This window comes from Dactylosporangium sp. CA-139066 (assembly GCF_050936175.1).
In the GTDB taxonomy this organism is placed as follows: domain Bacteria; phylum Actinomycetota; class Actinomycetes; order Mycobacteriales; family Micromonosporaceae; genus Dactylosporangium.
The window spans coordinates 1,410,613-1,431,655 of record NZ_JBNJNH010000002.1; the positions used below are offsets into that span (position 1 = coordinate 1,410,613).

Here is a 21,043-nt window from a genome sequence, read left to right on the forward strand (position 1 = left end):
CCGGGTGGGGTCGGCGCGTCGCGGTTTGGGCATGACCGGTGATCATGCCCGGGAGCCGGCCCCGGGCTCTGCCTCGCAGGGTATGCGGAGGCTACGGCCCCGTTGCCGGTGTGTGTCCAGCATCGCAGAAGCCGTGTCGATCGACACCATGGAGTCGGAGCGCACGGGCGGGCTAATCCCGAAAAATCCCCCCAGCTCGGGCGGGTCTTCTCCCGGTAACGCGGCGTTAGTCCGGATGTCCCAGACGAATTTGGAGTCCCGTTGTCCTCCGACGTGCGCCACCACCGGCCCTTCTCCCCGAACCGGCGGCCGCTGCTCATCTCCGCGCTGCTGGTGCTGCTCACCTCGGTGCCGACGATGATCGTCGTCGCCGCCGGCAGCGCCACGCTGGAGACCGCGCCGCCCGCCCGCTCGCCGGTCGTCGCCGACCCGCAGGCGGGCCCGGTGGTGGTCGGCTCCGGCTCCGCCCCGGGGCGGCACTCGTCCGGCCCGGGCGCGGGGCAGTCGGCCGGCGCCGTGCCGACGGCGCCCCGGCCGCCCTTGCGGCCCCCGGCGACGGCGACGGAGCGTGGCGGCGGGCACGGTGCGGGCGGCGGGAACGTCCTTCCGCCGCCGAAGCGGCCCCCGGGTACGTCGCTGCCCTCGGAGGCGGGCACGCCGCCCATTCAGGATCGGGCATGGCCCGGCTGGGACGACAGGCTGCAGAGACGCAAGGAATCGTCGCGAAATCCATCGGGGTCGGTCGATCGGTCAAATCCGGTCGGCCGATTCGGCTTTTCGGGGTTACCGTCCGGCCCGCGTGTTGGAGTTTCGAGTGACGACCGCCCATGCCGTCGAGAACGGCTTGCAGGGCCACTGGGCGCATCCGGCCGTGCAGCCCTTTCCGGGCCGGCCCGGCGCGGGCTGGTGTCGTTCGACGCGCCGGCGCGCGTCCGTCACGGCGTGGTCGTAGATCACCGCCATTGATGCTCCTCAGACCCCCTGGGCCGCCGGCGCCGTCCACAGCAGGCGCGCGTTGTACAGCTGCTGCGCCGTGGCCAGCGCGGCCTCGGCCGACCGGAACACGGCGACCTCGGTCTTGCCGTTGCCGAGGCGCCAGGTGAGGACGGCCTGATCGGGCAGCTCGTGCCCCCAGGCGACGACCTGCGGGTGGTCGTCGTCGAGTGGATCGGCGACAATGCCGAAGAGTCGTGGTGCGCCTTCGAGCAGGAGCGTGTCGTCCTCGAACACCACTGATCTCCCTCCGGCCGAGGTGCGATCTGACCCAACCAGAATGCACGTGCAGGTTTCTCGCGGCAATACGCCGGGTCAAAGTTGAGTAGAGCAAGGCAATCGCTCAGACTCGGAGCTGCTTGCGCGTCAACCCGGTAACGGACACACTCGTGTTGAGTAATGGAGGTGACCCGTGTCCACCGGCCATAGCCCCACGTTCCCCCGCTTTCAGTTGGGTAAGCAACTGAGGGAGCTGCGCGAGCGTGCACGGCTTACCACGGAGGACGTCGGGCTGCAGCTCGACTGCTCGCCGAGCACCATCAGCCGGATGGAGGGCGGCAAGGTCGGAATCCGGCGCAGCACGCTGGAGCGCCTGCTCGAGATCTACGACGTTCATGATCAGGAACAGATCGACACATTGGTCATCCTCGCGAGGGAAGGCAAGACGCGAGGCTGGTTCGCTCGATACGGCGATCTTCCGGCCAGTTACTCCCGGTACATCGGCCTGGAGTCCAGCGCCGCCGAGATGCGCGACTACGAGGCGCTCGTGGTGCCTGGCATGTTGCAGACCGAGGAGTACACGCGAGCCCTGCTCGCCGCGTCGCCCGCAGAGTCCGAGGACGCCGTCGAGGCGCACGTGACCGCGCGCCGCGACCGGCAGAACCTGCTCACCCGCCCGGAACAACCTTTGCAATTCATCGCGGTCCTCGACGAAAGCGTCATCCGGCGCAGCATCGGCGGACCCGACGTCATGCGGTCGCAGCTGAAGCACCTGGCCGACATGGGCCGGGTGAGGAACGTGACGATCCAGATCCTGCCGTTCTCCGGAGGGGCATATGCCGGCATGGCCGGGTCGTTCGCGATCCTGAAGTTCAAGGATGCACCAAGCGTCGTATATGCCGAGGCCATGGCCGGCGACATCTATCCCGCCGCCGATGATGTCCAGCGCTATCACGACGTGTTCGAAAACCTGCGAGCTGCCGCGCTCAGCCCGTTGGAGTCGATCAAAATGATCGAGGACGCCGCGAACTGAGTTCGGCCCCGACCCAGAAGGAGTGCGCAGATGGCTGCGCTGAATGAGCGGTGGCACAAGCCCACCCGCAGCGGCAACAACGGGCAGTGCGTCGAAGCGCGGTTCGTCGACGGCGTCGTCGAGGTCCGCAACTCCAACGCGCCGGACGCGGGGCTGGTGCGCTTCACCCGCCTCGAATGGGAGACGTTCATCGCCGCGGTCGACCAGGACGGCGAATTCCGCCTGCCGTAACCAGGTTCTTGTAAACAGCGAAGGGACGGCCCCGACCGGCCGTCCCTTCGTCGTAGCTGCGAGCCGTTTTTGATGTTATCCCGCGGTCCTATTCGACGGGTACATCAAGGTCTTCAGTAGCGCGATGCAGCAAAAAGTCGCGAATCGGGCCGGGTAGCAATCCTGCGATGTGGGTGTCGCGGCGAGGCCCGGCGGAGTAACTATGAGTTATGACCACACAGGTGACGCCGGCCACCCAGGTGTCGGCTCTCACGATCCGGGCCTACCGCCCGACCGACCATCGGGAGTGCCGCCAGCTGTGGGCGGAGCTCACCGCGTCCGACGCCGCGCTCTACGGCGCGACCTCCGAGGACGACTCGGGGGCGGCGTTCGAGGAGTACCTCACGCGCCTCGACCTGTCCGGGATGTGGGTCGCCTCAGACGTGGGCGGCGGGGTCGTCGGCATGGTGGGCCTGCTGCTGGACGGCCGCGGCGGTGAGGTGGAGCCCCTGGTCGTCGCGTCGGCGCGGCGCGGCGAGGGCATCGGCCGGGCGCTGCTGTCGCACGTGGCCGACCAGGCCCGGCGGCGGGGGCTGGGGCAGCTGAGCATCTCGCCGGCCGCCCGCAACCTGGACGCCATCCGATGCCTGCACGCGGCCGGGTACGACGCCCTGGCCCGCGTCACGCTCGCCATCGACCTCGGGCGCAAGGGCTCGGTCTTCGAGGACGGCATCGAACTACACGATCTGCGGTTCCGTCTCTAGTTATCCACAGGTTTTTCTGCGTTATCCACAGCCGAAAAGCGCTCATTCACGCGCGGGCGGGGCCCGGGCGAGGCTTCCTGCATGGCTTCCCGACTGCGCCTGCGCGGACCCGCCGAGCTTCTCTCGGCCATGCCGTATCTCATGGGCTTCCACCCCACCGACAGCCTCGTCGCCCTGGGCCTGCGCGGCTCGGGCCTGCACCTGCAGCTGCGCGGCGACCTGCCCGGCGACCGCGACGCCGGCGAGGTGCTGGCCGAGCACTACGCCGGGCTGTTCAGCCGCAACGGGATCGACGGCGCCCTGCTGATCGGCTACGGGCCGCCGGGCCGGGCCGAGCCGTTCCTGCGCGCTGTGGCCGCCGCGCTCGAGCGCTGCGGGATCGCACTGCTGGACCTGCTGCGCACGCACGAGGGGCGGTACTGGTCGCTCCTGTGCGACGAGCCCGGGTGCTGCCCGCCGGACGGGCGCCGCTTCGACCCGACCACCTCGGTCGCCGCCGCCGAGGCCACGCTCGCCGGCCTCGTCGCGCTGCCCGACCGCGCCGCGGTGGCGGCCGCGTTCGCCGGGCCGGACGGGCCGGCGCTGGAGGCGATGGAGGAGGCCGGCAACCGGGCCAACCTGCGCGTCCTGCGCCTGGTCGCCGGGCGCGACGCCGCCGCGGCCAAGGCGCTGCTGGCCGGGGCCGGGCGGGCCGCGCTCGACGGGGCGCTGACCCGCTACGGCGCCGGGCACCGGCTTACCGACGACGAGGTGGCGTGGCTGCAGGTGCTGCTGCACGTCGTGACGTTCCGGGACCGGGCCTGGGAGCGGCTCGACCGCGACGTGCGGCGCGACCAGGAGCTCGAGGAGACGCACCGGCGGCTGTGGACGGACCTGGTCCGTCGCTGCGAGCCGGCGTCCGTCGCACCCGCGGCGACCCTGTTGTCGTACTTGAGCTGGCGCTGCGGCAACGGGCTGCACGCGTCCATCGCGCTCGACCGGGCGCTGGACGCCGATCCCGGATACTCGGCGGCCGGCCTCATGGCGGAGATCCTCGGGCGCGGCCTCTCGCCCGGCCAGGTGCCGCCGATCGCGCCCCGGCGCCGCCGTCGCCGGCCGCGGCGGCGGGTCAGCGCGCCGGCAGCCCTCGCACACGATGGGCGCACGAGTACACGTTGAAGGTCGGGCCGCGCAGGAAGCCGACCAGGGTCAGGCCGGCCTCCGCGGCCAGGTCGACGGCGAGCGTGCTCGGCGCCGACACGGCGGCGAGCGCCGGGAGGCCGGCCATCCAGGCCTTCTGGCACAGCTCGAAGCTCGCCCGGCCGCTGACCATCAGCACGTGACCGGCCAGGGGCAGGCGCTCCTGGCGCACGGCCCAGCCGATCACCTTGTCGACGGCGTTGTGGCGGCCGATGTCCTCGCGCAGGCACACCAGGTCGCCGTCCGCGGTGAACAGGCCGGCCGCGTGCAGGCCGCCGGTGGCGTCGAAGGCCCGCTGCCGGCGGCGCAGGGCGTCGGGGAGCGCCGTCAGCACCCTCGGGTCGAAGGTGACGTCGTCCGCGGCGACGTCGAACGACGAGCGGGTGCGCACGGCGTCGATGCTCGCCTTGCCGCAGACGCCGCAGGAGGAGGTGGTGTAGAAGTTCCGGGCCGCGTTGCCCGCCTCGGGCGCCGGGACGTGCGGCGCGAGCCGGATGTCGACGACGTTGTACGAGTTGGGCTCCTCGTCGCCGGCGCACAGCTTGGCCGTGACCACGTCCTCGGCGCGGCGGATGACGCCCTCGGTGAGCAGGAAGCCGATGGCGAGGTCGAGGTCGTCGCCGGGGGTGCGCATGGTGACGGCGAGCGGGGCGCCGGCGACGCGGATCTCGAGGGGCTCCTCGGCGGCGAGCGTGTCCGGCCCGATCCGCACCTCGACCCTGGGCTCGACGTCGGCCGCTGGGCTTCCGGTGGCGGTTCCGGCGTTCGGGGCCGCGTCGGGATGAGAGCGTGAAGTTGTTCGATCGGCCGCGTCGCGGTGGTTGCCGGCGGTAGATCTCCCGGCCGGCGCCTCTTGGGTCGGGGTGGGCTGGCCACCGGTGTCGTAGGTGGTGGCGGTGCTTCCGGCCGTGGCGCCGTGGGGCGCGGTGAGCGGGCCAGCCGGGTCGTAGGTGGTGGCGGTGCTTCCGGCCGTGGCGCCGTGGGGCACGGTGAGCGGGCCAGCCGGGTCGTGGGTGATGGCCGCGCTTCCGGGCATCGCGCCGTGGGTTCCGGCCGTCGCGCTTGCGGTCGTGGCGCTTCCGGCCGTGGCGCCTTGGGGTGCGGCTGGCTGACTGGCGGTGTTCCCCGCCGAGGACCGGAGCGCGGCGGCGGCCGAAGAGGAGCTTCCGCCGGCGTGAGGGTCGGCGTTGTCCGACAAATCCGAAATGTCGGTACGGAGGGCTACGCGGGCGATGGTGCGGCGCTGGGTTACGCGGCCCATGGTGGCGCCTCTCTGCTGGAGCGTCTTGCCGGACTCGTTCGACGGTAAGTTCTGCATGTGCGCGACGGCCACCTGGAAGCGAGACCGGTAAGGCTTGCGGCGGTCGTGCTCGCCGGCGGGCAGGCCCGGCGGTTCGGCGGGCGGGACAAGCCGATGGTCGCCGTCGGTGGGCAGCCGATGGTCGGCCGGGTGCTGACCGCCGCCGCCGAAGCCGGGATGGCGCCCCGCGTCGTGGTCGGGCCCCCGCGTGAGGGGCTGCCGGCGGGCGTCGTCGTCGTGCAAGAGGAGCCGCCGGGCGGGGGGCCGGTAGCGGCGGTCGCCGCCGGACTGGCGGCGCTCGACGCCGAGGCGGGAGTCGCGGCGCGGCGGGCGGGCGACCTGGCGGCGCTCAATGCCGAGGCCGGAGTCGTGGCGCTGCGGGCCGGCGACCTGGCGGCGCTCGACCCCGAGGCGGCAGTCGCGGCGCGGCAGGCTAGCGACCTGGCGGCGTCCGACGCGGAGGCCGGAGTCGTGGGGCTGCCGGTGCTCGACGCCGAGGTCGGAGTGGGGCTGCCGGTGCTCAACGCCGAGGCCGGAGTGGGGCTGCCGGTGCTCGATGCCGAGGTCGAAGTCGTCGCGCTGCTGGCGGGGGATCTGCCGTGGCTCAGCGCCGATGCGATCGAGCGGCTCGTGGGTGCGCTCGGAGAGAGCGACGGGGCCGTGTTCGTGGACGAGAGCGGGCGGCGGCAGGTGCTGTGCGGGGTCTGGCGGGCCCGCGCGCTGCGGGAGGCGGTCCGGCGGCTGGCGAGCGTGCAGGGGGCCTCCATGCGTGCGCTCACCGAGGCGATGAACGTGGTGGAAGTGCGGTGGGAGGGAGGGCGGCCGCCCTACTTCGACTGCGATACCGAGGAGGATCTACGCAGGGTGATCGACGATGAGTGAGAACGTGCTCGAGCGGTGGCTCGACGAGGCGGCCGCGGCGCTCGGCGTGGACGCGCCCGATGCGCAGGTGCGCAACGAGGTCCTGGACGTGGCGCGGGACGTGGCGCACAACGTGGCGCGGCCGGGGGCGCCGCTGACCGCCTTCCTCCTCGGGGTGGCGGTCGGGCGCGGGGCGGATCCGCAGCGTATGGGGGAGGTGCTGCGGGGTCTGGCGACCCGGTCCGGGTGAGCGATCGACTCTGGATAGGGTGAGGGCGGGGGGATAGGGAGGCGATCATGGCTGGTGACCGGGACGAGGCCGCGTCGTTCGAGAGTGCGCTGTTCGACGACGAGGACCCCGCGGGCGGCAACCTCAAAGAGAAGGTCGCCGAGGCCTGGCGGGACTTCGCGCGGCACCTCGTGGATGCGCTGCGCGGGCTGGACAGCGGGACCACGCTCGACCTGACGCTCGATCCCACGGCTTCCGGGACGGGTGACGCCGTCTACTCGATCCAGGTCACCGGCGAGGACGGCGACGAGCTCTCGGCCACGGCGGTGAGCAATGCCGACCTGCCCAGCGCCTACCGGCTGGACCGGTCCGTGATCGCCGAGATCGTGGCGCTCGGGTGGTCGCCGCCCGGCGTGGTGGCGGGCTCGGGCGAGTCGTTCGGGCTGCGGGTCGGCAAGAGCGAGTCGGCGCACCTGAGCCGGCTGATCATGCGCACGCTGCGGGACAGCTACGGGGCGCCGCACCCGGCCTTCCTGACGTACCTGGCGCACGACGCCGAGGGGCGGGTCGCGCCCGTGCCGGCGCTCGGGGTCGCGCGGTCGCTCGCGTCCATCGTCGACGCCGACGGCGACGGGGTCGTCGACGTGGTCCGGACGGGGGGCGGGGGCGCGCTTGCCGAGCTGGCCGAGCAGACCGAGGACCTGCCGCTGTACGACAAGGTGACCACGGTCGTCGCCCGGCTCATGAAGACCACGCCCGAGGAGCTGCCCATCGACCCCGACGGGGACATCGGCATCCGGTCCGGCTCGGCGATGGTGTTCGTGCGGGTGCGCGACAACCCGCCGCTGGTCGACGTGTTCTCGCCGATCCTCACCGAGGTCGAGCCGACCGAGCGGCTCTACGTGAAGCTCTCCGAGCTCACCAACCGCATGCCGATCGGGCGGCTGTACTGCACGAACGACACCGTCTGGGCCAGTGTCCCGGTGTTCGGGCGCGACTTCCAGGCGACCCACCTCATGCTCGCCGTGCAGGTGATGACCGGGCTCGCGGACGAGCTGGACGACCGGCTGCACGGCGAGTTCGGCGGCAAGCGCTTCTTCGGCGAAGGGGACAAGCCCAAGCCGGCGATCACCGGCGAGAGCGAGCGGACGGGGATGTACCTCTAGAACGGCAGCCAGGCCTGCTGCGCGAGCGTCGACAGATCGTTGGCCTGCAGGCCCGCCGCCGACATCGTCCACAGCGTCCCGCCGATCACGAGCGAGCGCTCGATCATGGTGTACTGCGAACCCGGGTGCGTGATCGTGCCCGTCTTGGCGATGGCCTTGTCCCCGACGGAGAGCACCAGCGCGCCCGACCTGGTCATGGGCAGGACGAGCTGGCCCGTGGCCGGCCAGTAGAGGAACGCGTGCGGGTCCCACTCCGCCGCCGAGGCGGTGCCGGGGACCTGGAACTGCGACAGGCGCCCCGGTGCGGCCATGTCGTGCACGTCGAACAGCGACACCTGCAGGCCCTGCACGCGGCCCTTCTCGTTGGCCTCCTGCCCGACGCCGATGAGCCGCCCGGTGCCGGCCGGGTGCAGGTACGCCGAGTAGCCCGTGATCTTCAGCTCGCCCACGGCCCGCGGCGCCGACGGGTCGGAGAGGTCCAGGGTGTACAGCGGATCGGTCTGGCGGAACGTGACGACGTATCCGGCGGTGCCGATGAACCGCACCGAGTAGATCTTCTCGCCCTTGCCCAGGCCGCCGACCTTGCCCGCCTCGGCGAGCGCCCCGCCACGCTGCTCCAGCACATAGACGGCCGAGGCGTCGTTCGCGGTCGTGGCCACGCGCAGGCGGCCGTCCCACTCCGACAGCGAGTACTGGTTGAGCAGCCAGCCCGGCACCTCGCCGGCGGCGACGTAGCGCGGCTTCGCGGCGCCCGCGATCGTGAACTTGAACAGCTGGGTGCGCTGCGGCACCGGGGCCACGCTGCCGGCCCGCTTGCCCATCGGCGCGTAGGTGCGCCAGCGCTGGTCGTTGCCGACGTACAGGCTGGGGCCGTTGGCGTAGACGATGCCGCCGTCGGCCGCGATCGCGACCGGGTCGCCGGAGCCGAGCGCCGGGGCGGCGAGGTCGAAGGTGGCGACCGTGAGCACGGACGTGCCCGAGTAGGTGTCGGGCAGGCTCAGCGCGCCGCAGTCGACGTGGCCGTCGGTGCGCTTCCCGGCGGCGTCGACCGACGTCCATCGCGGCAGCCAGGCCTCGATCGGCGCGGCGTCGACGGCGGCGCGGTTGTCCTCGAGGCCCTCGCCCTCCTGGATGCCGGCGGGCCCCGGCTGGGGGAAGTCGATGCGCGGGGAGGAGCGGATCACGATCCGGGCGACCGAGCCCACCTGGCGGGCGTCGACCAGCGAGCCGTCCATGTGGTAACTGCCGACGATCTTCGGCGGCCCGGCGAGGTCGACGAGGGTGAGCAGCGGGCCACCCTCCACCCGCCCGTAGCCCAGCACGAGCGCCCGGTCGCCCGAGAGCAGCAACTCGCCGCCCGAGCCGACCGGGACGGTGCCGGTGACCTTGCGCGACGCGGCGTCGACGACGGTCAGCGCCCCGTCGCCGGTGACCGTCACGATCCGCTTGCCGTCGGTCTTGACCAGGTCGGGCTCGTCCACGCCGGCCTCGTGGGTGTTGGTGCCGGAGTACGCCTGGTCGCTGCCGCCGGTCCGTGCGGCCGCCTCCGGCACGCTGGCCTTCGTGGCCGCCCCGTCGTTGAGGGTGCGGTAGTCGACGGGCGGGCCGCCGAGGCCCCACGGGGTGACCGCCTCCCGCGTGGCCTTGCGCAGGCTGGTGAGCAGGTCCGCGCACGAGTCGTAGGCGACCAGCCGCAGCGCCGGCGCCGGGGCGGGCGCGTCCCCGGCGCTCGTGGACGGCCCGGAAGGGGCCCGTTCCGCCGTACACCCGGCAAGCAGCAGCAACACGGCACCCAGCGCAACGGCGGCACGGTTCATGGCACTAGGACGGCGGCGGGGCCGCCCCGGTTCCCGGCTCCTCCACCATCCGTGGGGCGAGGGTCTCCACCAGCCGCGACAGCACGATCATGCTGCGCGTCGAGGTGACGAACGGCTCGGCCCGCAGTCGCTCCAGGGCCTCCTCGAGCCCGGCCATGTCCATCGCCCGCAGATGCACGAGCGCGTCGGCCTCGCCGGAGATGGTGTACGCCCCGACGACCGCCGGATGGCGCTTGGCCGCGGCCCGCAGCTGCTGCGGCGACGTGCGCCCGGTGCAGAACAGCTCGACGAACGCCTCCGTGGTCCAGCCGACGGCGCCCGGGTCGATGAGGGCCGTATAGCCGCGGATCACTCCGCTGGATCGGAGCCGGTCGACGCGTCGCTTGACGGCCGGGGCCGACAGTGCCACCCGCTCGCCGATGTCGGCATACGATGAGCGGGCGTCTTCCTGCAGCAACGCAATGATTCGCTGATCAATCGGGTCCAGCCGCAACGAATCCCTCCTTGAAAGCAACTTTTCTTGCTGTTTTGTGTAACACACGGTCTCTACCGTTTGATCTCGTGACGCGGTCGTACCTGATGTCGCCACCCGAACACTTCGTGGTGGAGTACGCGATCAATCCCTGGATGGACACCACCGCACCGGTCGACACCGAGCTGGCCGTGAAGCAGTGGGAGGGCCTGCGCGAGACGCTGGTCCGCCTCGGTCACGAGGTCCATGTGCTGACGCCGGAGATCGGCCTGCCGGACATGGTGTACGCGGCCAACGGCGCCTTCTCCGTCGACGGCGTCGTCTACGGCGCCCGGTTCAAGTACCCGCAGCGCACGGCCGAGGCCGCGGCGCACCGGCGGTTCTACGACAACATCGGCTGGCGCTACGTCACGCCGTCGCAGACCAACGAGGGCGAGGGCGACTTCACCTACGTGCCGGGCGCGCTCGGCGGCCTGGTGCTGGCGGGCCACGGCTTCCGCACCGAGGTGGCCGCGCACGCCGAGGCCCAGGAGGCGCTGTGCCGGCCGGTGGTCTCGCTGCGCCTGGTCGATCCCCGCTTCTACCACCTCGACGTGGCGCTGGCGCCGATCGACGACGAGAACGTCGTGTACTACCCGGGCGCCTTCTCCGAGGCGTCGCGCTCGGTGCTGGCGCAGCTGTTCCCGGCGGCGATCCTGGCAACCGAGGAGGACGCGCTCGCGTTCGGCCTCAACCTCGTCTCCGACGGCCGCAACGTCGTGCTCAACAGCGAGGCCACGGCGCTCGCGGCGCGGCTGCGCGAGGCCGGCTACACGCCGGTGCCGGTGGAGCTGTCCGAGCTGAAGAAGGGCGGCGGCAGTGTGAAGTGCTGCATCGCCGAGCTGCGCGGCTGACCCTCGACCGATGCGACAGGTCCGGCGACCAAGTCGCCGGACCTGTTCAGCGGGAGGCTAGGACGGCTGCGGGAGGGCTAGGACGGCTGAGGTGACGCCTGCGGCGTCTTGACCACGATCCACTTCGCCGTGAACTGGTTGCCCGGCGCGGTCGTGGCCGTCGCCGAGGCCGTACCGGCCACCGTCAGCTGCGCGCCCGCCTTCAGCGAGGTGGGCTGCAGGGTGTGCCGCTCGTCGTACACCCGGACGCTGTTGTTGAGCGTCCAGGTCCGGCTGTAGCCGTCCGTCGACACGACCGTCAGCGACGTCGTCGTCAGCTTCGACGCCTCGCCCCGCTGCAATGCCACCCGGACCGGCCCCTTCGTCGTCTGCACGATGCCCTCGCCGTGCAGGACGCCGGACAGCATCTCGTGGTGGTCGCCGCCTCCGCCGCCGTTCTGCGTCGGCATCGGCGACGCCGGGGCGGTGGGTGCTGTGGGCTGCGGGGTCGGCTGCGCGTTCGCCATCACCGGGGGCAGTGTGCCGGCGACCGAAAGAACCGCAGCACCCAAAAGCAAGCCTATCCGTGAGCGCTTCATCGGGGGACCTCCTCGGAATGGGGCTAGTCCGCCCCATACCGCGGATCACTTGCGGCAAACCTGACATATGGGGTGCCGAGCGCGCGGAAGGCGTCGCCCGGGCGCTCGTGACCGTCGGTCGAGTGGCCGAGCGCGTCGGCCGGGTCCTGGCACATGAGCACGTGCGAGGCCTGGGCGCCGAGCGCGGCGACCGGCCAGGCGAGCAGGTGCACCAGCAGGCCCACGATCTTGATGGCGACCACGTCGCCGACGCCGCGGCCGGTGTACTCGTGGCGGTACCAGCTGCGCACCATGCGCCAGTAGGGCTGCGTGCTGACCTGTACCCCGTCGCGGTCGACGACCGGGCCGTGCTCGAAGCCGACCCCGCGCACGATCACCGCGATCGCCTTGAGGTTGAGCAGCCGCCGGATCGGCATCGACAGCACGGTGACCACGCCGCCGAGCCACCAGCCGGGCTGGTCGAGACGGGTCAGGGCGAGGAACAGCGCCACGTGCAGCAAGGCCAGCGGGACGCCGACCCAGCGCAGCGCGACGCCCTGGGTGAAGATGCCGACCGGATCCCTACCCACCCGGCGCAGGCGCTGCCAGAACAGCACCTGGACGAGCAGGATGCCCAGCGCCGCGCCGGCGCCGGCGAGCCCCAGGACCACCCACCAGGTATGCATAGACAAGCATCATGACACGGTGCGCAGCGGGAACGTCACCGTGAATCGGGCGCCGCCCTCGGGGGCGTGGCCGGCGTCGATGCGTGCGCCGAGCCGGCGCGACAGCCGGGCGGCCAGCGCCAGCCCGAGGCCGCTGCCGACCTTGCGGATGCCCTGGTACCGCTTCGACAGCGCGCCCCGCTCGAACGCCACCGCGAGGTCCTCGTCGGTGAAGCCGGGGCCGCCGTCGCGCACCTCGAGCCAGGCCGCGGACGGGCCGGTGTACAGAGCCAGGACCAGGGGGGCCTGCGCCGGTACCACCCGCAGCGCGTTCTCCAGCAGCCCGTCCACGATCTGGCGGATCCGGCCGGGGTCCGTGACGACGGGGACCGCGAACGGCGGCAGCTCGGTGCGCAGCACCAACCCGGCCCCGGCGACGCGCCCGCCCCACGCCTCCGCGGTCGTGGCGAGCAGGGCGCAGAGGTCCACCTCGACCATCTCGATCGGCAGGTCCGCCGCCTCGAGCCGGGCGAGGACGAGCAGGTCGGCGATGAGCCGGTCGAGGCGCTCGGCCTCGTCGAGCACGGTGCGCCCGGCCCGCTGCGCGCCGTCGGTGGCGACGACGCCGTCGGCGAGGGCCTCGGCGTAGCCCCGGATGGTGGTCAGCGGCGTGCGCAGCTCGTGCGAGACCGACAGCAGGAACTCCCGCTCCCGCCCCTCGCTCGTGGCCAGCGCCGCGGTCAGCCCGTTGACGGCGTGGGCGAGCTCGGCGACCTCGGCCGGCCCGTCCGGTGAGAGCTTCACGGTGCGGTCGCCGTCGCTGAGCCGCTTGGCCGCCGCGGCGACGGTGCGGATCGGCCGGGAGATGCGCCGGGCCAGCAGCGGGCCGGCGATGAGCCCGGCGGCGAGGCCGGCCAGCAGCGCGATCCACAGCTGCCCGAAGAACCGGGCGAGGGTGCCGGACGGCGGCGGCTCGGTCACCACGAAGCCGTTGCCGTCCTTGCCGATCGCGCGCCCGACGAGCATCCGCATCCGCCCGTCGACCATGAACCGGCGGGCCTTCACGCCGTTGCCGGCGGCGATCGCCTTCACCACGGCCGGGGGCAGGCCGGCGCGGTCGGCGACGCCGGCGCGGATGAGGTACACGTCGATGTTCTTGGCGGCCAGCTGCTTGACGACCGCCTCCTCGTCCGCCTGGTTGCGCACGGTGTTGAACCTGGGGCGCAGCGTTACGGTGAGGAGGGTGGCGTCGTCCTCGAGCCGCTGCTGGGCCGCCTTGTTGTCGCGGCTCAGCGCGAGCGGGGCGCCCACCGCGGCGGTGACCACGACCGACATGACCGCGACGACGCAGGTGACGAGCGCGGTGCGGGCGGCCAGGGACCTAAGCATCGGCGGTGTACCCGACCCCGCGCACGGTGCGGATCACCGCGGCGGCGTCGCCGAGCTTGCCGCGCACCTGGGCGACGTGGACGTCCACGGTGCGGGTCCCGCTGTGTGCGGCGTACCCCCACACGGAACCCAGCAGCTCCTCGCGCGTGAACACCCGCCCGGGCCGCCCCATGAGGTGCGCCAGCAGGGAGAACTCGGTGGAGGTCAGCGCGACCGGCTGCCCGTCGACGCGGCACTCCCGCCGCGCGGGGTCGATCGTGATCGGCCCGACGGTGCGCACCTGCTCGACGTCGGGCGGGCCCTGCGTGCGCCGCAGCACCGCCTTGACGCGGGAGACCAGCTCGCGGGGGCTGAAGGGCTTGGTGACGTAGTCGTCGCCGCCGAGCTCGAGGCCGAGGATGCGGTCGACCTCGTCGTCGCGGGCGGTCAGGAACAGCACGGGCGTCCAGTCGCCGGCCTCGCGCAGGCGCCGGCAGATCTCGGTGCCGTCGAGCCCGGGCAGCGCGATGTCCAGGACGCAGGCGACGGGCCGCAGCTTGCGCGCCGCGGCGAGGCCGGCGGCGCCGTCGTGCTCGACGTGGACGCCGAAGCCGTCGCGGGCCAGATACATGCGCAGCAGGTCGGCGATCGGCCGCTCGTCCTCGACGACGAGCACCAGCCCCTTGCCCTGATCCGCCACCGTCCCATTCTGACGGCTGCGGCGGCCGCCCCGTGTTCGGAGGATGTTTGGGAATCACCCGGGGCGGATATCCACCTGGCGGTCGGTCCGCTCGCCGTGGCAGCCAGCGCCCGCGCCGAGTGGGCCGATCCCCTGCCTATGCCAGGCTCAGCTCGGGACGCGGGGCCACCGCGGCGGCGCGAACCGTCTGGCGGGCCGGCTCGATGACGCCGAGCGGGACGCGGAACGCCTGGCGGAGGGCCTCGTCGAGGCGCCACATCTCGGCGGTACTGCCGAGGCGCACCCAGAAGTTCTCCCGTACCCCGTCGATCGCGGTCACGCCGAGCTGGATGCCGGCGCGGCCGGGCTCGGGCGTCCACGCGACGTCGGCGAGCTGGTGCAGGTCGGCGTTGAGGTGAAGGCTGACGCGGCGCAGCAGGCCGGACTCGCTGGTCACCACCAGGCGGGTGCGGGTCAGCATGAAGACGTTGCCGCGGCGCCCGCCGGCGGTGCAGCGCGCGAGGATGGCGACCGCGTCGCGGTCCCCGGCGCAGCGGCGCAGCACCTGGACGTGCCGCGCGATCGTGCTCTTCGGCAGGTTCGCCAGCGCCGTGGCCGGCAGGAACGTCCGTGAGAAGGTGTCCAGCGCTTCCATACCGTGGGCAACGACCCGCATCGCTGTCCGACACGCGTTTGCGGCGCCGATCTCGCGGCCGCGACCGCCGAACACTCCCACAATGTCCGTATTGGCCGAGTGCGGCCGCAAGATCGGCGCACAGTGGGTGCGACGCCGACGCACCCCCGGGGAGAGAGACCAGGAGAGAGGGACAAGCAGCCCGCCCGGGCGGCGCCGGGCGCAGTGACCCGCTGGCGGGTCCGGCGCGCGCTCGGGCGGGCAGTTACAACGGGACTCAGCTGGCCGACGGGCGGGGGCTCGGCTTCAGCGGCGCGCACGCCTGCACGGCCGCCGCGACCTTCGCGTCCGAGGTGTCCAGCTGGTCCGTCGAGCCGTTCACGGTGACGCCGTGCTCGGTGAGGCAGTTGCGGTACGCGGCGTCGCGGCCGTTGCCGCCGCCACCGCCGCCGAAGCCGTTGCCCCCGCCCGGGAACGCCGTCGGGCGCAGCGACTCGCACGCCTTCTGCGCCTTCTCCCAGGTCTGCTGGTCGACGCCGTTGGGCGCGGCCGTGCCGAAGAAGCCGCCCGGGCCGCCACCGCCGCCGCGGAAGCCGCCGCTGCCCGACGGGCGCGGCTCTCCGGGCGAGCGGGAGGGGCGGGCGGTCGGGAAGCCCGACGGGCGCGCGGTCGGGCGGTTCGACGCGTTGAACTGCGGGAGGTCGACGCCGTTGTTGCGCAGGCACGACGCGTAGTCGGAGCCGCCCGCCGCGCCGGCGGCGGCCGGAGCCTTGTCGTCGGAGGAGCCGCAGGCGGCGGCGAAGAAGGCCACCGCGGCGAGCGCGAGCGCGGCGCCGCCGATCCGCTTGTTCATCACCCGTGTGATGCAACGGCGCCAACCTCGATGGCAAGTCGACCGAACCTCAAAATTGGCTTACAACCGGCAGGGGCGGTATGCCCGGGTTTGCGGGCGGCGAGGCTCTCAGGAAACTTTGAGGTCCGGCCTAGGTGGCCGGGAGGGAGACCGGCTGAACTACAGACCCATGAAGGTCTGGTGGCTGGCCGGAGGCGCCGCCGTGCTGGCGGCCGCGGCCGTGACGGCGGTCGTGCTCACCGGCGACGACAAGCCGGCTCCGGTGAAGGTCAGCACCGTCCAGGTGGCGCGCGGCACGGTGAGCACCACCGTGTCCGCCTCCGGCACGGTACAGGCGCAGGCGAGCCGCAGTCTCGGCTTCACCACCAGCGGCACGCTCACCGAGCTCGACGTGAAGCCCGGCGACGTCGTCCAGCCGGGCGCGGTGCTCGCCAAGATCGACGCCTCGTCGGCGCAGGACGCGGTCGACCAGGCCTCCCAGAACGTCTCGAGCGCCGAGGACGCCCTGACCAAGGCCCAGGACGCCCACGACGCGGCGCTGGCCACCCCGACCGCCAACCCGACGACCGCGGCGCCGACCACCAGCACCTCCCGGGCGCCCAGCACCAGCACCTCCCGGGCCGCCACGGCCGGCGGCGGAGGGGGCCAGAGCACTGGTGGTGGACAGACGACCGGGGGCGGCGGTCAGCAGAACACCGCGCAGAACCGGGCCAACCAGATCCAGCAGACCAGCGACAACCTCATGAACGCCCAGCAGCGGCTCAACAACGCCAAGCTCAGCCTCACGCAGGCCAACGCCAAGCTCGACGGCACCGTCATCAGGGCGCCGGTCGGCGGCAAGATCCTCGCGGTCAACGGCAGCGTCGGCAGCCAGGCCGGTTCCAACGTGATCACGCTCGCCGGCACCGGCGACGTGGTCGTCAAGGCGCAGTTCACCGAGGCCGAGGTGGCCAGGCTCAAGGTCGACCAGGCGGCCAAGATCTCGCTGCCGGACAACGCCACGGAGAAGTACGACGGCAAGGTCATGCAGATCGACCCGGCCGGCACGGTGTCGAACCGCCTGGTGCGATACGCCGCCCTCATCTCCTTCGACAAGGTGCCCGACACGCTGCTGTACGGGCAGAGCGCTACTGTCGCGGTAGTCACCGCGTCCGTGGACAACGTCCTGTCGGTGCCCTCCACCGCCGTGCACGACGGCACGGTGACCGTGCGGGTCAACGGCAAGGACGAGCAGCGGACGGTCGAGATCGGCCTGCGCGGCGACGTCAGCACCGAGATCAAGAGCGGACTTGCCCAAGGCGACGAGATCCTGACGGCGGGTCAGTGACGATGGAGCCGATGCCCGTAATACCGTCCCCGGCCACCGAACGCCAGCCGAAGGTCCTCGTCGTGGACGACGAGGCGAGCATCCGCGCCCTGCTGTCGGCCACCCTGCGGCTGACCGGCTTCGAGGTGCGGGTCGCCACCGGCGGGCGGGAGGCGCTGGCGACGGCCGCCGAGTACGGCCCCGACCTCGTCGTGCTCGACGTGATGATGCCCGACCTGGACGGCTTCGAGGTCGCCCAGCGGCTGCGCACGAGCGGCCGGCCGGTGCCGGTGCTGTTCCTGACCGCGCGCGACTCCGTCGAGGACCGCATCTCGGGGCTGACCGTCGGCGCCGACGACTACGTCGCCAAGCCGTTCAGCCTCGAGGAGGTCGTGCTGCGCATCCGGGCCATCCTGCGCCGCAGCCTGGGCGAGCAGCAACAGCTCGTCGACGGCGGGGTCCTGCGCTACGCCGACCTGGAGATGGACGAGGACGCCCACGAGGTGCGCCGCGGCGGCCACCGCGTCGATCTCTCGCCCACCGAGTTCAACCTGCTGCGGTACCTCCTGACGAACGCCGGCCGCGTGGTGAGCAAGGCCCAGATTCTCGACCGCGTGTGGAACTACGACTTCGGCGGCGACGGCCGGATCGTCGAGTCGTACGTGTACTACCTGCGCCGCAAGATCGACAAGTGGGACCCGCCGCTGATCCACACCGTGCGCGGCGTCGGCTACGCGCTGCGATTGCCGAGAACCGAGGGGTGAGACTGCGAGGGGTGAGACTGCGGCCCTGGAGACAGTGGACGGTCCGCACCCGGATCGTCGTCTCCGTCGTGTCCATCGCCGCGGTCGCGCTCATCGCCGCCAACGCCATCGGCGTGCTGCTGCTCAACTCCTACCTCATGCAGCGCCTCGACCAGCAGATCATGGGACCGTTCCGGGGCCCGCGTCCGCCGACCGTGTCGAACAACACCCGCCGCTCCGATGGCCAGTTCTCGCTGAGTCCGGATCTGCAGGGCTACCGTTTCGACGCCGACGGCTCGCTCGAGCCCGGCGAGACACCGCTGCTGGACCCGAAGCTTTTCGGCGACATCAAGCAGCGCGCGGCGAGCGGCAAGCCCTTCACCATCGACGGCCCGACCGCGCAGTGGCGGGTGCGCATCTTCCCCGCGCCCAGCGGCGACGGCTACACCGGCATCGCGATCTCCCTGCGCGACATCAAGGCGACGCGGGATCAGATGATCCAGTACAGCTCCGGCGTCAGCGTCGCGCTGCTGATCCTGGTCGGGTTCGCCACCGCGGCGCTGGTGCGGGTCGGGCTGGCGCCGCTCACGCGCATGGAGGAGGCCGCGGCCGAGATCGCCGGCGGCAACCTGTCCCGGCGGGTCGACGACGCCGACGCGCACACCGAGTCGGGGCGGCTGGGCATCGCGCTCAACACGATGATGACCCGCATCGAGGGGGCGGTCGACGAGAGCGCAGCCTCGGAGCGGCGGCTGCGGCAGTTCCTCGCCGACGCCGCCCACGAGCTGCGGACCCCGCTCACGAGCGTGCAGGGGTTCGCCGAGCTGTACCGCAGGGGCGGCGCCCCGCCCGGTCCGGCCCTCGACGAGGCGATGGAGTGCATCGACGCCGAGGTCAGCCGGATGCGGCTGCTCGTCAACGACCTGCTGACCCTGGCCCGCCTCGACGAGGAGCGCCCGCTGCAGCAGTCCCCCGTCGACCTGCTCGCCGTGGCGGCCGACTCGGTCCGCGACGCGCACGTGCGGGTGCCGACCCGGTTCGTGCAGCTCGCGGCGCTCGACGAGTGCTCGGCGACCTTCGAGGCGGTGACCGTCGAGGGCGACGAGACCCGGCTGCGCCAGGTCGTGGCCAACCTCGTGAGCAACGCGCTGCAGCACACCTCCGAGGACGACCGGGTCGTGGTACGGGTCGGCCGCGCCGGGCCGCCGAAGATGCTGCCGATCGCCACGGTCGGTGCGCCGCTGCCCGAGGGCGTGCCGCTGGCCGCCGTCGAGGTCAGCGACACCGGTCCCGGGATGCGGCCGGAGGACGCGGTGCGGGTGTTCGAGCGGCTGTACCGCGCCGAGGGCTCCCGCTCGCGCAAGACCGGCGGCGCCGGCCTCGGGCTGTCCATCGTCGCGTCGATCGTCCAGGCCCACGGCGGGCGCGTCGAGCTGTGGACGGCGCCCGGCCAGGGCGCGACGTTCCGGGTACTGCTGCCGGCTCTGGAGATGCCGGACTTCGACGACGGCTTCTCCGACGACGAGCCCGTTGCCGACGAGGCGTCGCGCCCGCCCGGTCGGACCCCGACTTCGTCCTAGCGCCTGTTTCATTACTGAGGCGGGGCTGCGGCCGGCCCAGATTCCGCCTGGCGGCGTCCCGCGAAAGCCGGGTTACAACACCGGTAGCCAGGCTTCCGCGGGCCACCGCCAGACGAAATCTGGACTCGGCCTCGCTCCCACCCCAGTAATGAAACAGGCGCTAGGTCAGGGCCGTCTCCGCGGACGACGACCGACGACCAAAGGCGCCGAGAGGGGGAACAGTTCCGAGGGAACTCCGAGGTTCGCTGAGGGTCGCTCTGAGCGACGCGTCTGAGGATTCCCCTCATGCGTTTGTCGCTGCCGTCTCTGGGCCGGCCACGGCTGAACTCCGTGACCCTCGTGAACTCCGTGCTCGTGCTCGCCGCCGCCGGCGGCGCCTTCTGGGCGTACCAGATCGTCAGCGGGCCGGCCGCGAACGCCGACACCGGCACGACCACCACGCGCACCCGCGTTGTCGCCGTCAGCACCGGCAACGTCTCGCAGACGGTCTCCGCGTCCGGCTCGGTCGCGAGCGCCTCCACGGCCAACGCCAACTTCGCCACCTCCGGCACGGTGACCGAGATCGACGTGAAGGTCGGCGACGTCGTCACCAAGGGCCAGACGCTGGCGAAGGTCGACCCGACGGCCGCGCAGGCCTCGCTCGACACCGCGAAGGCCAACCTCACCGCGGCGAAGGCGGCGCTGACCCGCGACGAGAACAACAGCGCCGACGACGCCACGATCGCCTCGGCCGAGGCGCAGGTCGCCACCGCCCAGGCCAACGTGACCTCGGCGCAGGCGACGGTGAACGGCACGGTGCTGACCGCCCCGATCGCCGGCACGGTCACCGCGGTGAGCGGCGCGGTCGGCTCCTCCTCGGGCGGCTCCTCGTCCTCCTCGGGCGGCGGCGGGGGCGGCAACAGCACCGCCTCGTCCTCGTCGTCGTCGAGCTCCGGCAGCGGCTTCATCCAGCTCGCCGACCTGTCGAAGCTGCAGATCAACGCGAGCTTCGCCGAGGCGGACGCGACCAAGCTCAAGGCCGGCCAGACCGCCAACGTCACGTGGAGCGCGCTGAGCGGCACGCGGGCCACGGGCAAGGTCGCCACGATCTCGCCCACGGCCACGACCAGCAACAACGTCAACACCTACGCCGCGACGATCTCGCTGGACTCGCTGCCCGACGGCGTACGCCTGGGTCAGAGCACGACGGCGGTGGTCACGATCGCGGAGGCGCAGAACGTGCTGCGCATCCCGAGCACCGCGCTGCGCACCGCCGGCGGCCAGCGCACGGTCACCGTGCAGGTCAACGGGCAGAACGAGGAGCGGCAGGTCGAGGTCGGCATCACCGGCGGCGGCTTCGTCGAGGTCAAGTCCGGCCTGCAGGCCGGCGAGCAGGTCGTGATCACCACGACGACGAGCACCTCGACCACCGGCACCAACAACCAGTTCCCGGGCGGCGGCAACTTCCCCGGCGGCGGTGGCGGATTCCCCGGTGGTGGCGGCGGCTTCAACGGCGGTGGCGGCGGGCGTGGGGGCAACTGAC

General features: G+C 72.5%; 23 protein-coding genes. 13 read left to right on the forward strand and 10 right to left on the reverse strand.

Annotated features, from left to right (window positions below; translation table 11 throughout):
• Window positions 1-261: 261 nt before the first annotated feature.
• A complete protein-coding gene (locus tag ACQEVU_RS51270; protein ID WP_433337852.1) occupies window positions 262-966 on the forward strand; it encodes a hypothetical protein in 705 nt (234 codons plus the stop codon).
• A 6-nt stretch (window positions 967-972) separates the two neighbouring features.
• Here ACQEVU_RS51270 and ACQEVU_RS51275 read toward each other — a convergent pair whose 3' ends face one another.
• Window positions 973-1,230, reverse strand: a complete 258-nt coding sequence (locus ACQEVU_RS51275; protein ID WP_350554385.1) for a hypothetical protein — start codon at window positions 1,228-1,230, stop codon at window positions 973-975.
• 175 nt (window positions 1,231-1,405) lie between these two features.
• Here ACQEVU_RS51275 and ACQEVU_RS51280 point away from each other — a divergent pair, with 175 nt between their 5' ends.
• The 4 genes from ACQEVU_RS51280 (at window position 1,406) to ACQEVU_RS51295 (ending at window position 4,377) form a co-directional block, all read left to right on the forward strand.
• Window positions 1,406-2,245 carry a helix-turn-helix domain-containing protein gene (locus ACQEVU_RS51280; protein ID WP_433337854.1) on the forward strand — a complete coding sequence of 280 codons (840 nt, stop codon included), beginning with the start codon at window positions 1,406-1,408 and terminating at the stop codon, window positions 2,243-2,245.
• 30 nt (window positions 2,246-2,275) lie between these two features.
• Window positions 2,276-2,476: a DUF397 domain-containing protein gene (locus ACQEVU_RS51285; protein ID WP_433337856.1), complete on the forward strand. Its 201-nt coding sequence runs from the start codon at window positions 2,276-2,278 to the stop codon at window positions 2,474-2,476.
• Between the two features lie 209 nt (window positions 2,477-2,685).
• Window positions 2,686-3,219 carry an N-acetyltransferase family protein gene (locus ACQEVU_RS51290; protein WP_433337858.1) on the forward strand — a complete coding sequence of 178 codons (534 nt, stop codon included), beginning with the start codon at window positions 2,686-2,688 and terminating at the stop codon, window positions 3,217-3,219.
• Window positions 3,220-3,300: 81 nt separating this feature from the next.
• Window positions 3,301-4,377, forward strand: coding sequence for a DUF4192 domain-containing protein (locus ACQEVU_RS51295; RefSeq protein WP_433337860.1), 1,077 nt, complete (start codon window positions 3,301-3,303; stop codon window positions 4,375-4,377).
• Here ACQEVU_RS51295 and fdhD read toward each other — a convergent pair.
• Entirely contained in the window at window positions 4,328-5,110 is a 783-nt protein-coding gene (fdhD, locus tag ACQEVU_RS51300; RefSeq protein WP_433339734.1) for a formate dehydrogenase accessory sulfurtransferase FdhD, read from the reverse strand. The two genes, ACQEVU_RS51295 and fdhD, sit on opposite strands and share 50 nt — an antisense overlap.
• A gap of 606 nt (window positions 5,111-5,716) precedes the next feature.
• Here fdhD and mobA point away from each other — a divergent pair.
• Genes mobA through ACQEVU_RS51315 form a run of 3 tightly spaced genes read left to right on the forward strand, consistent with a single transcriptional unit; the run spans window position 5,717 to window position 7,954 of the window.
• Window positions 5,717-6,580: a molybdenum cofactor guanylyltransferase gene (gene mobA / locus ACQEVU_RS51305; RefSeq protein ID WP_433337862.1), complete on the forward strand. Its 864-nt coding sequence runs from the start codon at window positions 5,717-5,719 to the stop codon at window positions 6,578-6,580.
• Window positions 6,573-6,809, forward strand: a complete 237-nt coding sequence (locus ACQEVU_RS51310) for a DUF6457 domain-containing protein (protein ID WP_433337864.1) — start codon at window positions 6,573-6,575, stop codon at window positions 6,807-6,809. The genes mobA and ACQEVU_RS51310 overlap by 8 nt, the downstream gene beginning before the upstream one ends.
• A 47-nt stretch (window positions 6,810-6,856) precedes the next feature.
• Window positions 6,857-7,954, forward strand: coding sequence for a T3SS (YopN, CesT) and YbjN peptide-binding chaperone 1 (locus ACQEVU_RS51315; RefSeq protein ID WP_433337866.1), 1,098 nt, complete (start codon window positions 6,857-6,859; stop codon window positions 7,952-7,954).
• Here ACQEVU_RS51315 and ACQEVU_RS51320 read toward each other — a convergent pair.
• Complete coding sequence (locus tag ACQEVU_RS51320) at window positions 7,951-9,741, reverse strand: beta-propeller domain-containing protein (RefSeq protein ID WP_433337868.1); 1,791 nt, start codon at window positions 9,739-9,741, stop codon at window positions 7,951-7,953. The genes ACQEVU_RS51315 and ACQEVU_RS51320 overlap by 4 nt on opposite strands.
• A gap of 34 nt (window positions 9,742-9,775) precedes the next feature.
• Window positions 9,776-10,264 carry an Lrp/AsnC family transcriptional regulator gene (locus ACQEVU_RS51325; RefSeq protein ID WP_433337870.1) on the reverse strand — a complete coding sequence of 163 codons (489 nt, stop codon included), beginning with the start codon at window positions 10,262-10,264 and terminating at the stop codon, window positions 9,776-9,778.
• A 68-nt stretch (window positions 10,265-10,332) separates the two neighbouring features.
• On the opposite strand from ACQEVU_RS51325, the gene ddaH reads away from it, so the two are divergent.
• Window positions 10,333-11,136 (forward strand): dimethylargininase, encoded by an 804-nt coding sequence (gene ddaH, locus ACQEVU_RS51330; protein WP_433337872.1) that lies wholly within the window; start codon window positions 10,333-10,335, stop codon window positions 11,134-11,136.
• Window positions 11,137-11,213: 77 nt separating this feature from the next.
• On the opposite strand, the gene ACQEVU_RS51335 is transcribed toward ddaH, so the two are convergent.
• From ACQEVU_RS51335 to ACQEVU_RS51360, 6 genes are all read right to left on the reverse strand, one after another.
• Window positions 11,214-11,645, reverse strand: coding sequence for a hypothetical protein (locus tag ACQEVU_RS51335; RefSeq protein ID WP_433337874.1), 432 nt, complete (start codon window positions 11,643-11,645; stop codon window positions 11,214-11,216).
• A gap of 92 nt (window positions 11,646-11,737) precedes the next feature.
• Window positions 11,738-12,379 (reverse strand): hypothetical protein, encoded by a 642-nt coding sequence (locus ACQEVU_RS51340; RefSeq protein ID WP_433337876.1) that lies wholly within the window; start codon window positions 12,377-12,379, stop codon window positions 11,738-11,740.
• Between the two features lie 9 nt (window positions 12,380-12,388).
• Complete coding sequence (locus tag ACQEVU_RS51345) at window positions 12,389-13,747, reverse strand: HAMP domain-containing sensor histidine kinase (protein ID WP_433337878.1); 1,359 nt, start codon at window positions 13,745-13,747, stop codon at window positions 12,389-12,391.
• Window positions 13,740-14,426, reverse strand: a complete 687-nt coding sequence (locus ACQEVU_RS51350) for a response regulator transcription factor (RefSeq protein ID WP_433337880.1) — start codon at window positions 14,424-14,426, stop codon at window positions 13,740-13,742. Before ACQEVU_RS51350 ends, ACQEVU_RS51345 begins: the two co-directional genes overlap by 8 nt.
• Before the next feature lie 136 nt (window positions 14,427-14,562).
• The gene (locus ACQEVU_RS51355; RefSeq protein WP_433337882.1) at window positions 14,563-15,060 is read right to left on the reverse strand and encodes a hypothetical protein; all 498 of its coding nucleotides are present in this window, start codon (window positions 15,058-15,060) and stop codon (window positions 14,563-14,565) included.
• A 256-nt stretch (window positions 15,061-15,316) separates the two neighbouring features.
• On the reverse strand, window positions 15,317-15,892 hold the full coding sequence (locus tag ACQEVU_RS51360; RefSeq protein ID WP_433337884.1) for a hypothetical protein: 576 nt from the start codon (window positions 15,890-15,892) through the stop codon (window positions 15,317-15,319).
• A 169-nt stretch (window positions 15,893-16,061) separates the two neighbouring features.
• Between ACQEVU_RS51360 and ACQEVU_RS51365 the strand changes: the two genes are divergently transcribed.
• The 4 genes from ACQEVU_RS51365 to ACQEVU_RS51380 all read left to right on the forward strand — a co-directional run bounded on the left by ACQEVU_RS51365 (window position 16,062) and on the right by ACQEVU_RS51380 (window position 21,042).
• Window positions 16,062-17,219, forward strand: a complete 1,158-nt coding sequence (locus ACQEVU_RS51365; RefSeq protein WP_433337886.1) for an efflux RND transporter periplasmic adaptor subunit — start codon at window positions 16,062-16,064, stop codon at window positions 17,217-17,219.
• An 11-nt stretch (window positions 17,220-17,230) separates the two neighbouring features.
• Window positions 17,231-17,962, forward strand: coding sequence for a response regulator transcription factor (locus tag ACQEVU_RS51370; RefSeq protein ID WP_433337888.1), 732 nt, complete (start codon window positions 17,231-17,233; stop codon window positions 17,960-17,962).
• A gap of 11 nt (window positions 17,963-17,973) precedes the next feature.
• Window positions 17,974-19,521: a sensor histidine kinase gene (locus ACQEVU_RS51375; RefSeq protein WP_433337890.1), complete on the forward strand. Its 1,548-nt coding sequence runs from the start codon at window positions 17,974-17,976 to the stop codon at window positions 19,519-19,521.
• A gap of 285 nt (window positions 19,522-19,806) precedes the next feature.
• Complete coding sequence (locus ACQEVU_RS51380; RefSeq protein WP_433337892.1) at window positions 19,807-21,042, forward strand: efflux RND transporter periplasmic adaptor subunit; 1,236 nt, start codon at window positions 19,807-19,809, stop codon at window positions 21,040-21,042.
• The last annotated feature ends 1 nt before the right edge of the window (window position 21,043 follow it).

What these genes read in the sequence shown, in the direction of transcription:
- ACQEVU_RS51380 (WP_433337892.1), top strand. Translation starts at nt 19,807, where the DNA reads ATGCGTTTGTCGCTGCCGTCTCTGGGCCGGCCACGGCTGAACTCCGTG.
- ACQEVU_RS51365 (WP_433337886.1), top strand. Translation starts at nt 16,062, where the DNA reads ATGAAGGTCTGGTGGCTGGCCGGAGGCGCCGCCGTGCTGGCGGCCGCG.
- ACQEVU_RS51310 (WP_433337864.1), top strand. Translation starts at nt 6,573, where the DNA reads ATGAGTGAGAACGTGCTCGAGCGGTGGCTCGACGAGGCGGCCGCGGCG.
- ACQEVU_RS51315 (WP_433337866.1), top strand. Translation starts at nt 6,857, where the DNA reads ATGGCTGGTGACCGGGACGAGGCCGCGTCGTTCGAGAGTGCGCTGTTC.
- ACQEVU_RS51340 (WP_433337876.1), bottom strand. Translation starts at nt 12,379, where the DNA reads ATGCATACCTGGTGGGTGGTCCTGGGGCTCGCCGGCGCCGGCGCGGCG.
- ACQEVU_RS51360 (WP_433337884.1), bottom strand. Translation starts at nt 15,892, where the DNA reads ATGAACAAGCGGATCGGCGGCGCCGCGCTCGCGCTCGCCGCGGTGGCC.
- ACQEVU_RS51290 (WP_433337858.1), top strand. Translation starts at nt 2,686, where the DNA reads ATGACCACACAGGTGACGCCGGCCACCCAGGTGTCGGCTCTCACGATC.
- ACQEVU_RS51355 (WP_433337882.1), bottom strand. Translation starts at nt 15,060, where the DNA reads ATGGAAGCGCTGGACACCTTCTCACGGACGTTCCTGCCGGCCACGGCG.
- ACQEVU_RS51285 (WP_433337856.1), top strand. Translation starts at nt 2,276, where the DNA reads ATGGCTGCGCTGAATGAGCGGTGGCACAAGCCCACCCGCAGCGGCAAC.
- ACQEVU_RS51370 (WP_433337888.1), top strand. Translation starts at nt 17,231, where the DNA reads ATGCCCGTAATACCGTCCCCGGCCACCGAACGCCAGCCGAAGGTCCTC.
- ACQEVU_RS51345 (WP_433337878.1), bottom strand. Translation starts at nt 13,747, where the DNA reads ATGCTTAGGTCCCTGGCCGCCCGCACCGCGCTCGTCACCTGCGTCGTC.
- ACQEVU_RS51295 (WP_433337860.1), top strand. Translation starts at nt 3,301, where the DNA reads ATGGCTTCCCGACTGCGCCTGCGCGGACCCGCCGAGCTTCTCTCGGCC.